The organism is Enterobacter sp. DN (genome assembly GCF_046054285.1).
Classification (GTDB): domain Bacteria; phylum Pseudomonadota; class Gammaproteobacteria; order Enterobacterales; family Enterobacteriaceae; genus Enterobacter; species Enterobacter hormaechei_C.
Map to the genome: position 1 here is coordinate 99694 of NZ_JBJJTG010000005.1, position 13460 is coordinate 113153.

At 55.2% G+C, this 13460-nt stretch carries 11 protein-coding genes; 4 read left to right on the forward strand and 7 right to left on the reverse strand.

Annotated elements, in window-relative coordinates; all coding sequences use genetic code 11:
- Positions 1-199 precede the first annotated feature (199 nt).
- A complete protein-coding gene (locus tag ACJTMZ_RS13635; RefSeq protein ID WP_045142501.1) occupies positions 200-1036 on the forward strand; it encodes a MipA/OmpV family protein in 837 nt (278 codons plus the stop codon).
- Between the two features lie 129 nt (positions 1037-1165).
- On the opposite strand, the gene ACJTMZ_RS13640 is transcribed toward ACJTMZ_RS13635, so the two are convergent.
- The 3 genes from ACJTMZ_RS13640 to ACJTMZ_RS13650 form a co-directional block, all read right to left on the reverse strand.
- Positions 1166-1912 carry an alpha/beta fold hydrolase gene (locus ACJTMZ_RS13640; RefSeq protein ID WP_032649056.1) on the reverse strand — a complete coding sequence of 249 codons (747 nt, stop codon included), beginning with the start codon at positions 1910-1912 and terminating at the stop codon, positions 1166-1168.
- 10 nt (positions 1913-1922) lie between these two features.
- The gene (locus ACJTMZ_RS13645) at positions 1923-2390 is read right to left on the reverse strand and encodes a DUF6130 family protein (RefSeq protein WP_045906606.1); all 468 of its coding nucleotides are present in this window, start codon (positions 2388-2390) and stop codon (positions 1923-1925) included.
- Positions 2391-2546: 156 nt separating this feature from the next.
- Positions 2547-2717 carry a YfgG family protein gene (locus ACJTMZ_RS13650; RefSeq protein ID WP_017383512.1) on the reverse strand — a complete coding sequence of 57 codons (171 nt, stop codon included), beginning with the start codon at positions 2715-2717 and terminating at the stop codon, positions 2547-2549.
- 368 nt (positions 2718-3085) lie between these two features.
- Between ACJTMZ_RS13650 and ACJTMZ_RS13655 the strand changes: the two genes are divergently transcribed.
- Positions 3086-5326: an EAL domain-containing protein gene (locus ACJTMZ_RS13655; protein ID WP_047057319.1), complete on the forward strand. Its 2241-nt coding sequence runs from the start codon at positions 3086-3088 to the stop codon at positions 5324-5326.
- Between the two features lie 4 nt (positions 5327-5330).
- On the opposite strand, the gene ppx is transcribed toward ACJTMZ_RS13655, so the two are convergent.
- The 4 genes from ppx to purM form a co-directional block, all read right to left on the reverse strand.
- The gene (gene ppx, locus ACJTMZ_RS13660; RefSeq protein ID WP_003860570.1) at positions 5331-6869 is read right to left on the reverse strand and encodes an exopolyphosphatase; all 1539 of its coding nucleotides are present in this window, start codon (positions 6867-6869) and stop codon (positions 5331-5333) included.
- A gap of 3 nt (positions 6870-6872) precedes the next feature.
- Complete coding sequence (gene ppk1 / locus ACJTMZ_RS13665; protein WP_023295129.1) at positions 6873-8933, reverse strand: polyphosphate kinase 1; 2061 nt, start codon at positions 8931-8933, stop codon at positions 6873-6875.
- Between the two features lie 229 nt (positions 8934-9162).
- Positions 9163-9804 carry a phosphoribosylglycinamide formyltransferase gene (gene purN / locus ACJTMZ_RS13670; protein WP_408626935.1) on the reverse strand — a complete coding sequence of 214 codons (642 nt, stop codon included), beginning with the start codon at positions 9802-9804 and terminating at the stop codon, positions 9163-9165.
- Complete coding sequence (gene purM, locus ACJTMZ_RS13675) at positions 9801-10838, reverse strand: phosphoribosylformylglycinamidine cyclo-ligase (RefSeq protein WP_017383509.1); 1038 nt, start codon at positions 10836-10838, stop codon at positions 9801-9803. Before purM ends, purN begins: the two co-directional genes overlap by 4 nt.
- 266 nt (positions 10839-11104) lie before the next feature.
- On the opposite strand from purM, the gene ACJTMZ_RS13680 reads away from it, so the two are divergent.
- On the forward strand, positions 11105-12535 hold the full coding sequence (locus ACJTMZ_RS13680) for a 6-phospho-beta-glucosidase (RefSeq protein ID WP_032669403.1): 1431 nt from the start codon (positions 11105-11107) through the stop codon (positions 12533-12535).
- 226 nt (positions 12536-12761) lie between these two features.
- Positions 12762-13388 (forward strand): uracil phosphoribosyltransferase, encoded by a 627-nt coding sequence (gene upp, locus ACJTMZ_RS13685; RefSeq protein ID WP_003860560.1) that lies wholly within the window; start codon positions 12762-12764, stop codon positions 13386-13388.
- Positions 13389-13460: the final 72 nt, after the last annotated feature.

The window sequence follows — 13460 nt, forward strand, 5'->3', positions numbered from 1 at the left end:
GTAACTGTATCAACAGTGCATGAAGAACAACTGAAGAAAAAACGGTAACAGGAATTCTACAGGGTTTACAGAACCTTCACGTGCTTCAGCATTTCTTCATTTACGGCTCATAAGAACCTTAGGGTGAGTATTCAGAATGAGCGCTCTGGCGTTTAACACCGCTTGTATCGCAATCATCTGAATCCAAAGGGCTTCTTTAATGAGAAACATCACACTGCGTAATAGTTTCCCCCGTTCACGCATCGGTCGCAGCATGAAAAGCATCTTGCCGGGGGCCGTCCTGGCGTTACTGGCTACCCCGACCCTGGCGGCAGATCAGCCTCAGGGCAACGTGTTAACCCTGGGAGGCGGCGTGGATGTTGCGCCACGCTATTCCGGTTCGGACAAGAGCCGGGTCTCTGCGGCTCAGGTGGTTGATTACGCGATGGCCAATGGTTTTTTTGTCAGCACCACGCGGGGGATCGGCTACGGCAACAGCTTTGGTAACCTGGACTACAACGCAGCGCTGAGCTATCGCGCAGGACGTAAGGATCGCGACGTAAGCAGCGATTCGATCGCCTCCGGCAGCGACGACCTGCGAGGAATGGGTGACATTAAAGGCTCAGCTATCGTTGTGCCAGGGCTGGGATACAGGGTGACTGACTGGCTGACCGTGCAGTTACAGGCAGAGGTCCCGGTTTCTGAGAGAGACAATGGTGAAGCTGTGCATTTCGGCATTGCCAGCCCGCTCTATACATCTCCGAAAAATGCGTTAACGCTGGCGCTGACCGGTAGCTGGGGATCCAGTAAGTATGTGCAAACCTACTACGGGGTGAATGCCGCCCAGTCGGCCGCATCGGGTTTTGCCCGACACGATGCCGGATCGGGAATATATGCGTATTCGCTGAACCTGGACTGGACCCATAAGCTTACCTCCCGCTGGAGCCTGCTTGCCGCAGCTGGCGTTACGCAGCTGACGGGAGAGGCTGGCGATAGCCCCATTGTTCAGCGAAAAACGTCTCCTGTGGGAAGTTTGAAGGTGACGTACAGCTTCTGATGGTTCAGCGAGGGGGAAGGTGCGTTTGTGACAAAACCGCACATAACCCCGTTGCAGGAGCCGGAAGTGCATAAAGCCCGCAGGATGGCGTGGCCCGAAGTCGGACCGTTCATCATGCGGGCTTTTTTATCACTGTTGACCCGATAACGCCTGTTCAATCGTACGGGTAATGACGTCCGGCTGGCTGACCATCGATACATGGCTTGCCGCTACCTCCGTGGTGTTGGCGTTGATTTTCTTCGCCATTGCGCGCTCTAGCTCAGGATTGATCATCCGGTCATTTTTGCTGACCACATACCAGCTCGGTTTGTCATGCCAGGCGGCATGCGCGATTTTCTCCCCAAACGCATCGGCCTTAATGGGGCTCTGCGTCGCGGCAATCACGCTGCGCTCAACGTCCTTCACGTCAGGGGCGAAATTCTCGCTGACCGCTTTTATCGGCAGATATAAATACCCCTCTGTGGTTTTAGCGAGGCTGGCGCTCCCTGGCGGAGCAGGGAAGCTATTTGCCAGAGCTGCCGTCGACTGGCCGGAATCCGGCGCAAAAGCGGCAACGTAAACCAGTGACTTCACGCGGGCATTGTTTCCCGCCTCGCTGATTACCGTCCCGCCCCAGGAGTGACCGACCAGCACCACATCCCCATGAGCCCGGGCGATAGCACGCTGCGTGGCGGCGACATCATCTTTCAGAGACGTGAGCGGAAGTTGTACCGCAATGACCTCGGTATGGTGTTTTTGCAGCCGGGTAATCACCTTATTCCAGCTGCTGCCGTCGGCAAACGCCCCGTGCACCAGCACCACGCTGGCTTTCGTCTCTGCCAGCGCGCTGGTGGAAACCGCCAGCACCATCGCTGTTAATACAGACAATGCTTTCATAACAGGCTCCTTAAAAGTGATGAACCGCGGCGTGTGGCGGCACGGTGAATTCAACGGTTTTATGGTCGATGGGTTTATGCGTCGGGTCGGCAACGACGATCGTCACTTTGTGCTTTCCTGCGGGCAGCCCGACCAGGATCACCGGCTCGCCGCTGGTATCAGCCCAGTGCCAGGGCGCGTCATCCACCACAACGTGAATATGGCCGATACGCGGAGTGACTTTCAGCGCGTCGGGTCCAAATACAGGTTCAATGCGCAGGTTTTCGACACGGTACTGAATAAAGACCGCACCTTTACTTAGCGGTCCCGCCAGCGGCGGATCGACAATCAGTTTTGCTGGCGGCTGGGGGTGTTCAGGCGGGGCGACGGCGGCTGGACCGTTGACATCAGCGGCGCTCAGGCCATCCAACGGTGCGGCCAGTGCGCCAGCAAAGGACGTCAGCGCAAATACAGGAAGCAGGAAATATCGACGAATCATCTGTTTCTCTCCTCATCAGTTTATTATGGCGAGGGATACAGAAGACCATTTTTATGTATCGGGGATGTTTGCTTTTGCGGGCGTTTTGTACCGGTTTGTCAGCGTAGCGCTCAGGATACAGTGCGATACAGTTTGTCTGCCGGGAGCGAACACGCTTTAGCGCTCAGGCGAATCCACGACAAGACCTGATTGCTGCGACTGAATTTTGTCCTGATGGTGATACCAGGCGCCAATGGAGGAATAAACAAAGCGGCCAAAGAAAAACAGGAAACTGATAAGCAGTATGATGCGGGTCATCCGGGTGTTAAATCGATGTCGTTTTCGCATACGCGTAGCCTGACTCACTTTCTTTTCCTGAGTATACCCTTTTGGGCGATACGGCTATTAAGGCACAGCCGCAAGTCAGGGTCAATTCGGCGAAATGTAAAATAGCGTCAATGCTTACATTAATTTATGTTATTAAAAACAACGCTTTTATTTATCGCATTGATAATTACAGGAAAAATATTCAAAAAAAACGTAAGAAAGGTTTATTCAGATAAATTAATTTGATTTAGGTCAACCGCATCCCGTCGTTGATATTTAAAATCCCTCCTCCACTGTGCTTGCCAGGAATTTTCCAGGCAACGTGTACGTCAGGTTGGATGCCTGTCTTCATTTACCCTCTGGAGCGCAAGGGTTGTAAACGAGCATCTATGAATATTCACCACATCCTGAAGCAAAATAAAGACCGCTGGTGGGCACTTCCTCTTATTTTACCCGTCGTGTTACTCCCGGTGCTTAGTGTGGCTAATACCTTAACGCAGTTGGGCGACGGTATCGTTGCGCTCTATTATCTCCCGCTCTCCTTTTTGCTGACGCTGATGTTATTCTTTGGCCTGGAAGCCCTCCCCGGGGTGGTGGTGTCGCTGTTTTTACGTTATTACCCCTCCGTTGGGTTATTTGAAGCCATGGCCGGCATTCTGCATTTTATCGTTCCTCTGGTGCTCAGCTGGGGCGGTTATCGCGTGTTTGCGCCCCGGCGCAATATGACCGCTTACGGTGACATACGCCTGATGGGGCAGCGTATTTTCTGGCAGGTGTTTTGCCCGGCAACGCTATTTCTGCTGCTGTTTCAGTTTGCGGTCTATCTCGGCGTCTATGAGAGCCGCCAGAGCCTCGCAGGACTGAATCCCCTCAATATTCGGACCCTTATTAACTATCAGGGGCTGCTGGTGAGCGGGCTGACGGGCGTGCCGCTAAGCTACCTGCTGATCCGCCTGATACGTAATCCGCGCTATATCAAGGGACTGATGTCCCAGCTCCGCGCGCAAATAGACAAAAAGGTGACGGCCGTTGAGTTTGTGGTGTGGTTTTTAGCCCTGGGCGGGTTGCTGGTCATGCTGCTGTTGCCCATGAATGCAAACAGTTCCATTTTCAGTACCAACTACACCTTGTCCCTGCTGATGCCCGTGATGCTCTGGGGTGCGATGCGCTTTGGCTACAAGCTGATGTCACTCATCTGGACGCCGGTCCTGCTGGTGTCGATTCACTTTTTTTATCACTACATTCCGGTGCAGGAGGGTTATGGCATTCAGCTGGCGATCACCTCATCCAGCTATCTGGTCTTTTCCTTCGTCGTGACGTACATGTCGATGCTGGCGACACGCCAGCGGGCCATCAATATTCGCTCCCGCAGCCAGGCATTTCTCGATCCGGTGGTGCATATGCCCAACCTGCGGGCGCTGTCGCGCGAGCTGGCCAGTCACCCGTGGTCGGCGCTCTGTTTACTGCGCGTGCCCGAGCTGGAGGTACTGGGACGCAATTACGGCGTGATGCTGCGGATCCAGTATAAACAGCAGCTGGCGCAATGGATAAACGGCACCCTTCAGCCCAATGAACGAGTCTATCACCTTACCGGGTATGACATGGCGGTGCGTCTGGATGCGGAGTCGCATCAACAGCGCATTGAGACGCTGGACGAGCATATCAAGCAGTTCGTTTTTGTCTGGGATGGTATGCCGGTACAGCCTCAGGTCGGCATAAGCTATTGCTATGTGCGCTCACCCGTCAATCACCTCTATCTGGTGCTGGGGGAACTGGGCATCGTGGCCGATCTCTCCCTTTCTACCAACCACCCGGAAAATCTTCAGCAGCGCGGGGCTGTTCACTTGCAGCGTAGCCTGAAAGATAAGGTCGCGATGATGAGCCGTTTGCAGGCCGCGCTGGAGCAGGACGCTTTTACCCTGCTGGTTCAACCCGTTCGCGGGCTGCGCGGCGATTGTTACCACGAGGTGCTGCTGCGTATGCGTGATGATAACGGGGCGCTGATCTTTCCCGAACAGTTCCTGCCCATCGCACAGGAGTTTGGTTTATCATCGCGTGTCGATTTATGGGTACTGGAGCGTACGCTGAGTTTCCTGGCACAGCACCGCCAGCGTTTGCCGGGCCAGCGCTTTGCGATCAACCTCGCACCTTCTACCGTCTACCGGGCGCAGTTCCCGCTTGAAGTGAGCCGCCTGTTAGCCAAATACGCCGTTGAAGCGTGGCAGCTGATCTTTGAAGTGACCGAAAGCAGCGCCTTTGGTCATGCGGATTTGGCGGCGTCTACCCTCAGGAAATTACAAAAAATGGGCATCCGGATCGCCATTGATGATTTTGGCACCGGCTACGCCAGCTATGCGCGGTTAAAAAGCGTGGACGCCGACATCCTCAAAATCGACGGCGGCTTTATTCGCAATATTGTCAGCAACAGCCTGGATTACCAGATTGTGGCTTCCATTTGCCATCTGGCCCGGATGAAGAAAATGCTGGTGGTGGCGGAATATGTGGAAACGGAAGAGATACGTAGCGCGGTGCACGCGCTAGGTATCGATTATGTGCAGGGCTATTTGATTGGGTTGCCGGCTGAGCTTGATACGTTGCTCAACACGCAGCCTTCTCAGGAGAGCGCCTGAGCCGTTACGCTGCCGCCTCAGAACTCTCTTCTTCAATCTTCAACAGCCAGCCGGTGACCGCTTCCCAGTACTGCTGCTCTTTTTCAAGATCCAGCAGTACCAGCGCGTTCTGGCTGAACCAGTCGTGCGGGAAGCTCAGCGTCCAGTGATAGTCATCCGTTTTTAGCTTCAGCGTCGGCGGCGTGGTGGTCGCCTGTCGCTGATTATTGAGCAACACGCCCAGGCGCAACAGCTGAATGAGCGGCAGGAACTGCTTTTTCTTAAACAACGTGAAGCGCGGCAGATCGTCGAGCTTGATGGCTTTGCGGTGATAGCGCACCAGCGTCGCCATCATGGTTTGCTGCTCCTGGTTGAAGCCAGGCAGGTCGCTGTTTTGCAGAATATAGGCTGAATGGCGATGCATGCCGCTGTGGTTAATGTTCAGCCCCACCTCGTGCAGCATGGCGGCCCATTTCAACAGCGCGGCCAGCTGCGGATGCGCCAGCTTCGGATTCTGCTCCTCCCACTGCTCATACATCTGCACCGTGGTTTCGAGAACGCGCTTCGCCTGTTCGCGGTCGATGTTGTACTGGTTGGCCAGGCTCTGCGCGGTGCGGCTGCGAATATCCTGATGACGGAAACGGCCTTCCATCTCATACAGCACGCCTTCACGCAGGGCGCCGTCAGAGAGGCGCAGCTCTTTGATCGCCAGCGCGTCAAACACGCCGCAGAGGATCGCCAGCCCCGGCACGAACACGGCTTTACGTTCGTCGGACAGACCCGGCAGACTCAGGGCGTCGAAGCTCTTATGCTTAAGCACCTCTTCGGTGAGTTTCACCAGGCGCTCAGGCGTAATAAACCCGTCTTTTTCACCCATCGCCAGCAGCACTTCATGGGCCGCTTTAATCGACCCCGATGCGCCCAGCGCCACGTTCCAGCCCTGAATACGGTATTGCCAGGCCAGATTTTCCAGTTTTTGTACGGCGGCCATGCGCGCGCGCTGGAAGTTTTCGCGGGTGATGACGCCGCCCGGGAAATACATCTGCGCGAAGCTGACGCAGCCCATACGGCGGCTTTCCACCAGACGCGGCTCGAAGTCTTCGCCAATGACCAGTTCCGTGGAGCCACCGCCGATATCAATCACCAGCTTGCGGCCTTTTTCCGGCTGCGTATGTTCCACGCCCATAAAAATCAGGCGCGCTTCTTCGTTACCGGAGATGATCTCAATCGGGTAGGGGATAACCTTTTCCGCGCGCTTAAGAAACTCCGGCGCGTTCAGCGCCTGGCGTAGCGTATGCGTCCCGACGATGCAGACGCTGGACGGCGAAAAGCCTTGCAGACGCTCTGCGAACAGCGACAGGCAGTTCAGCCCGCGCTCCATGGCCTCTTCGCTCAGCATGTTACGCGCGTCGAGACCATCGGCCAGATGCACACGCTGCTTCAGACGACCGATGATCTGCATTGCGCCATCCACCTCGCGGGCGATGACCATATGGAAACTGTTTGAGCCAAGATCGACCGCAGCGAACTCCTGCGGGCGTGGGGTATTATCGTTTATTGGCATAGGTTAATCGGGTTGCTCAAGTGATTTGATGTAATCGTAAATCGCCAGCTGCGACCGCACTTTACGGCGATTGCCGCGCGGTACATAGCGATTACTGAGTTCTTTGTCGATATAACGTGCTTTCACCGTATCGCTGAACAGGATCTCGATAATGTCCAGGATACGCTGCTTCAGGCGAGGATCCAGCAGCGGTGCCGCCACTTCAATACGGTAATCAATGTTACGCGTCATCCAGTCGGCGGACGAGAGGTATACGCGCTTATCACCGGCGTTATCGAAAATATAGACGCGATCGTGTTCAAGATAGCGGTCCACAATGCTGATCACACGGATATTGTCGCTGATGCCTTCCAGTTCCGGAATGAGCGAGCACATGCCGCGAATGAGCAGATTTACCGGAACGCCGGAGCTGGAGGCCGCGTACAGGCGGTCCACCAGCCCTTTGTCCACCAGATTGTTGAGCTTCAGCGTGATGCCGGACGACAAGCCGTTCTGCGCATTGGCAATCTCTTTATCGATCATATCGTACAGCAGGCGCCGTGAGTTCTGCGGTGACACCAGCAGATAATCGAAGCTCACCGGGCGGTACGGGTTCTCAATGAAGTTGAACACCCGACGCACTTCGTTGGTGATGCGGGCATCGGCAGTCAGCAGCGAATAGTCGGTGTAGATTCTCGCGGTTTTCTCGTTAAAGTTCCCGGTACCGATATGGGCGTAGCGCACCACGTCGTCGCCCTCTTTACGGGAGATCAGGAACAGCTTGGCGTGAATTTTCAGCCCTGGCGCGGAGAAGATGACGTGCACGCCCGCTTCCGTCAGTCGGCGCGCCCAGTGGATGTTGGCCTCCTCGTCGAAGCGAGCCTGGAGCTCAACCACCACGGTCACTTTCTTGCCGTTGTGCGCCGCGTGGATCATCGCATCGATGATACGGGAATCTTTCGCCACGCGATAAATGTTGATTTTGATCGCCAGCACGTTCGGATCGAACGAGGCCTGACGCAGCAATTCCAGCACGTGTTCAAAGGTGTGATACGGATAGTAGAGCAGCACATCCCGTTCGCGGATGGCGTCGAACCCGTTGCGGAACTTATCGAACCAGATATGGCGCAGGCGCGGCAGCGGTTTGTTCACCAGATTGGCCTTGCCGACGTTCGGGAAGCCAATGAAATCTTTAAAGTTGTGGTAACGCCCACCGGGGATAATGGAGTCGTAGCGGGAGATGGTCAGCTTATCGCGCAGCATCTCCACCATCGCGTCCGGCATATCGCGTTGATAGACAAACCGCACCGGCTCCGCCGTCAGGCGCTGCTTGAGGCTGGAAGACATCAGCTCCATCATGCTGGCCTCCATCTCATGCACCAGATCGTACTCGGCGTCACGGGTCATCTTCATCGAGTAGGCGTTGAGCGCGTCGTAATCGAAGAAGCCTTTGAAGATATCGTCCAGGCAGTAGCGCAGGATGTTATCCAGCAGGATCATCGGCTTACGTCGGCGCGGGGTTTCCGGCGGCAGGTTTACAAAGCGTGGGACTTTATCAGACGGTATTTCCAGCAGCGCGTAGTTAATGGTCTCACCCCGAATGATTTCTACCGCCAGATAGGTGTAATCATCTTTCAGGAACTGCACCAGATCGGTTTCACGGTTGATCAGAATCGGGGTGATATGCTGGCGCAGATAATGTTTGAAATAGTGGCGCAGCCAGTTTTGCTGATTCGCGGAGAGCTGGCGTTCGTTGATCAGGAAGATTTGGTTGCGTGCCATTTCCAGCAGCAGCTCGTTATAGAGGCCATCAAATTCCTGATCGGCTTTCATGACGCGAGACTGGATTTTTCCAAGCAGATGCCGCGAGTGGGAGTTTAAGCCCTGTTCTTCGCTGATGATGATTCGCCGTTTCAGTTCGGCGAAGCGAACCTTGTAGAACTCATCCAGATTGTTGGAATAGATGCCTAAAAAACGCATACGTTCAATCAGCGGGTTGCTTTTATCGGCCGCTTCCTGAAGTACACGTTCGTTGAATGCTAACCAGCTTAGCTCTTTCTCGATGTATAACTTTTCCTGACCCATTACAGCTCACACTCCAGTTCAATCACAGGACGTGGTAAATCCGTCTCGTCCTTATTATGGCGAGCATTTCCACGATATGTCCAACAGTGCCAGAAAAGTATGACAGTTATTTTTTTGTTGGGGAATTTAGAGGGTTGGGGAAGGGGGGGGGCGGGTGGCGCTGCGCTTACCTCGGCCTACGGGACCGTAGGCCCGTGCAAGCGAAGCGCCGCCGGGCAATTCAAACAGACTACTCTTCGGCCGCATAACCCTGCGGGGGCAACTTCACGCCGTCCAGCCAGGCTGCGCCGTTGCGCATCTCCAGACGTCCATCGACAAACCAGCTTACCACCAGCGGATAAATGGCGTGTTCCTGCGTCTGCACACGTTCGGTCACGTCGTCTTCGTTGTCGCCGTCAAAGACCGGTACTTTTGCCTGCAAAATCACCGGACCACCGTCCAGCTCGTCGGTAACGAAATGCACGGAGGTACCATGCTCCTCATCGCCGTTCTCCAGCACCTGACGATGGGTGTGCAGACCGGGGTATTTTGGCAGTAGTGAAGGGTGGATATTGAGCAGTCGTCCGGCGTAGTGTGCAACAAAAGCCGGGCTCAGGATGCGCATGTAGCCTGCCAGCACCACCACGTTAGGCGCGTAGGCGTCAATCTCCTGCACCAGCTCACGGTCAAAGGCTTCACGCCCGGCGAACTGGCTGGCTTCCAGCGCGTGCGCAGGAATGTTCGCTTCCCGCGCGCGCTCAAGGCCGAATGCATCGGCCTTGTTGCTGAATACTGCCCGAATGGTGCCATTGATTTTCTTCTGTTTGCAGGCGTCTATGATTGCCTGCAAATTGCTTCCGTTGCCGGAAATGAGCACCACGATGTTTTTCATTCAATGACCACACGCTGTTCGGAATCGGAAGCTTTAATCGTACCGATTTTCCACGCGTTTTCACCTTTTTCTGTCAGCAGCTTAACCGCTTTATCCGCTTCGCTGGCGGGCAGGGCGATAACCATGCCCACGCCGCAGTTAAAGGTGCGGTACATTTCGTGAGAGCTCACGTTGCCTGCGGTTTGCAGCCAGTTGAAGACGGACGGCCACTGCCATGAGGATGCGTCGATCACCGCCTGGGTATTGTCCGGCAGCACGCGCGGAATGTTTTCCCAGAAGCCGCCGCCGGTGAGGTGAGCGATGGCGTGCACGTCAACGTTCTCAATCAGCTCCAGCACGTTTTTCACGTAGATGCGGGTCGGGGCCAGCAGGTGATCGGCCAGCGGTTTGCCGTCCAGCTCGGTGGTCAGCGGGTCGCAACCGCTCACTTCGAGGATTTTACGCACCAGAGAGTAGCCGTTGGAGTGCGGACCGCTGGAAGCCAGCGCAACCAGCACATCGCCGTCAGCCACTTTGCTGCCGTCGATAATTTCTGATTTTTCTACCACGCCGACGCAGAAGCCTGCGACGTCATAATCTTCCCCGTGATACATGCCAGGCATTTCCGCGGTTTCACCGCCGACCAGCGCACAGCCGGATTGCAGGCAGCCTTCGGCGATACCGTTAATGACGCTGGCTGCGGTATCCACGTCCAGCTTGCCGGTCGCGTAGTAATCGAGGAAGAACAGCGGCTCGGCGCCCTGTACCACCAGGTCGTTGACGCACATCGCCACCAGATCGATACCAATCGTATCGTGACGCTTAAGATCCATTGCCAGGCGCAGTTTTGTACCGACACCATCCGTACCCGAGACCAGCACAGGTTCACGATATTTTTGCGGTAGCGCGCACAGTGCGCCGAATCCACCCAGGCCACCCATCACTTCCGGGCGGCGGGTTTTTTTCACCACACCTTTGATTCGGTCAACCAGCGCATTACCTGCGTCAATATCAACACCGGCATCTTTGTAGCTGAGAGAAGTTTTGTTGGTCACGGCTTAAATCCCCACGCGATTGCATAGCTAGTAAGAAAAATCGGCGCAATTCTAACAGTCCAGGCAAACGTTTGCGAGCCTATTCTCGGCGCGAGGATCTTTTTTTCTGTGCGGGCTGTCCAGGGCAACAAACTTGACTCTGTTCACGAAAATGAAACCGGTTTCGGCGATCTGCTTGCAACGGCTATCCCCTTTGCACATCATCAAACTGAAACCGGTTTCTGTAACTGTTTTTGCAGAAAATAACGCAGAATGAGGGATAGCGAATGTCAGGATTTAAAGCAGGCTTTCTGTGGGGTGGGGCCGTTGCGGCGCACCAGCTCGAAGGTGGCTGGAAAGAGGGCGGCAAGGGCGTGAGCGTTGCCGATGTCATGACGGCAGGCGCCCACGGGGTACCACGTGAAATCACCAACGGCGTGCTGGAGGGGAAAAATTACCCAAACCACGAAGCCATCGACTTCTATCACCGCTATAAAGAAGACATCAAACTCTTTGCCGAGATGGGGTTCAAATGCTTCCGCACCTCCATCGCCTGGACGCGTATCTTCCCGAAAGGCGACGAGCTGGAGCCGAACGAAGCGGGACTCAAATTCTATGACGATCTTTTTGACGAGTGCCTGAAGCACGGCATCGAGCCGGTGATCACGCTTTCCCACTTCGAGATGCCTTTCCACCTGGTGACGGAATACGGCGGCTGGCGCAACCGTAAGCTGATCGACTTCTTTGTTCGCTTCGCGAAGGTCGTTTTTGAGCGCTACCAGCATAAAGTGAAGTACTGGATGACCTTTAACGAGATCAACAACCAGGCCAACTTCCACGAAGACTTTGCGCCGTTTACCAACTCCGGGCTGAAATATGCGCCGGGAGAAGATCGCGAGCCGGTGATGTTCCAGGCGGCGCACTATGAGCTGGTGGCCAGTGCCCTGGCGGTGAAGGCGGGGCGCGAGATCAACCCGTCGCTGCAAATCGGCTGCATGATTGCCATGTGCCCCATCTATCCGCTGACCTGTGCCCCGGACGATATGATGATGGCGATGAACGCCATGCATCGTCGCTACTGGTTCACCGACGTTCACGTGCGCGGCAAGTATCCGCTGCATCTGCTCAACTACTTTGAACGTCGCGGCTTCGCGCTGGATATCACCGAAGAAGATAAAGTGGCGCTGACGCAGGGCTGCGTGGATTACATCGGGTTCAGCTACTACATGTCTTTCGCCACCAAAGCGACGGCGGACAACCCGCAGCTGGACTACGACGAGAGCAAGAGCCTGGTCTCTAACCCGTACGTGCAGAAATCGGACTGGGGCTGGCAGATTGACCCGGTGGGGCTTCGCTACTCCCTCAACTGGTTCTGGGATCACTACCAGCTGCCGCTGTTTATCGTTGAGAACGGCTTTGGCGCGATCGACGTGCAGGAGAGCGACGGCACGGTGAACGACCAGTACCGCATCGACTACCTTTCCGCGCATATCCGCGAGATGAAAAAAGCGGTGGTGGAAGACGGCGTGGATCTGATGGGCTATACCCCGTGGGGCTGTATCGACCTGGTCTCTGCCGGCACCGGCGAGATGAAAAAACGCTACGGCTTTATCTTTGTCGATAAAGATAACGAAGGTAACGGCACGCTGAACCGCAGCAAGAAGAAATCGTTCGACTGGTATAAGCAGGTGATTGCCAGCAACGGCGATAACCTGTAATTGTCGGGTGGCGCTAACGCTTACCCGACCTACACTACACGTAGGCCCGCGTAAGCGCAGCGCCACCGGGCAGAACCCGCACCCAAGCCGGAGCTTCGCCTCCGGTTTTTTTGTCTCTAAATCACTTTGATTGATATACGTCAAGCAAGATGGGTATGGCGCAATCCGAAAAAAGCGGTATAATCCCGCGATTTTTTTGCGGATGCCACCTCAGAGGAGAAAGAGAATGAAGATTGTGGAAGTGAAACACCCACTCGTTAAACACAAGTTGGGCCTGATGCGTGAGCATGACATCAGCACGAAGCGTTTTCGCGAACTGGCTTCTGAAGTGGGTAGCCTGCTGACCTACGAAGCGACCTCTGATCTGGAAACGGAAAAAGTGACCATCGAAGGCTGGAACGGTCCGGTACAGGTTGAGCAGATCAAAGGTAAAAAAATTACCGTGGTGCCAATCCTGCGTGCGGGTCTGGGCATGATGGAAGGCGTACTGGAGCACGTCCCAAGCGCGCGTATCAGCGTGGTGGGTATCTACCGTAACGAAGAGACGCTTGAGCCGGTCCCGTACTTCCAGAAGCTGGTCTCTAACATCGACGAGCGTATGGCGCTGGTGGTTGACCCGATGCTGGCGACCGGCGGTTCGATGATCGCCACCATCGACCTGCTGAAAAAAGCGGGATGCAGCAGCATCAAAGTGCTGGTGCTGGTTGCGGCGCCGGAAGGTATCGCGGCGCTGGAAAAAGCGCACCCGGACGTTGAACTCTATACCGCGTCTGTCGACCAGGGACTGAACGAGCACGGGTACATCATCCCGGGGCTCGGCGATGCCGGCGATAAGATTTTTGGTACTAAATAATCGAATAACGATAAAGAAGCCGACTTTGATAGTCGGCTTTTTTTTGAATAAAAACCAACAATGACACTCAGA

Coding starts and splice junctions, on each gene's coding strand:
- ACJTMZ_RS13635 (WP_045142501.1), top strand. CDS start 200: ATGAGAAACATCACACTGCGTAATAGTTTCCCCCGTTCACGCATCGGT.
- ppx (WP_003860570.1), bottom strand. CDS start 6,869: ATGCCAATAAACGATAATACCCCACGCCCGCAGGAGTTCGCTGCGGTC.
- ACJTMZ_RS13655 (WP_047057319.1), top strand. CDS start 3,086: ATGAATATTCACCACATCCTGAAGCAAAATAAAGACCGCTGGTGGGCA.
- ACJTMZ_RS13645 (WP_045906606.1), bottom strand. CDS start 2,390: ATGATTCGTCGATATTTCCTGCTTCCTGTATTTGCGCTGACGTCCTTT.
- ACJTMZ_RS13680 (WP_032669403.1), top strand. CDS start 11,105: ATGTCAGGATTTAAAGCAGGCTTTCTGTGGGGTGGGGCCGTTGCGGCG.
- ppk1 (WP_023295129.1), bottom strand. CDS start 8,933: ATGGGTCAGGAAAAGTTATACATCGAGAAAGAGCTAAGCTGGTTAGCA.
- ACJTMZ_RS13650 (WP_017383512.1), bottom strand. CDS start 2,717: ATGCGAAAACGACATCGATTTAACACCCGGATGACCCGCATCATACTG.
- purN (WP_408626935.1), bottom strand. CDS start 9,804: ATGAAAAACATCGTGGTGCTCATTTCCGGCAACGGAAGCAATTTGCAG.
- upp (WP_003860560.1), top strand. CDS start 12,762: ATGAAGATTGTGGAAGTGAAACACCCACTCGTTAAACACAAGTTGGGC.
- ACJTMZ_RS13640 (WP_032649056.1), bottom strand. CDS start 1,912: ATGAAAGCATTGTCTGTATTAACAGCGATGGTGCTGGCGGTTTCCACC.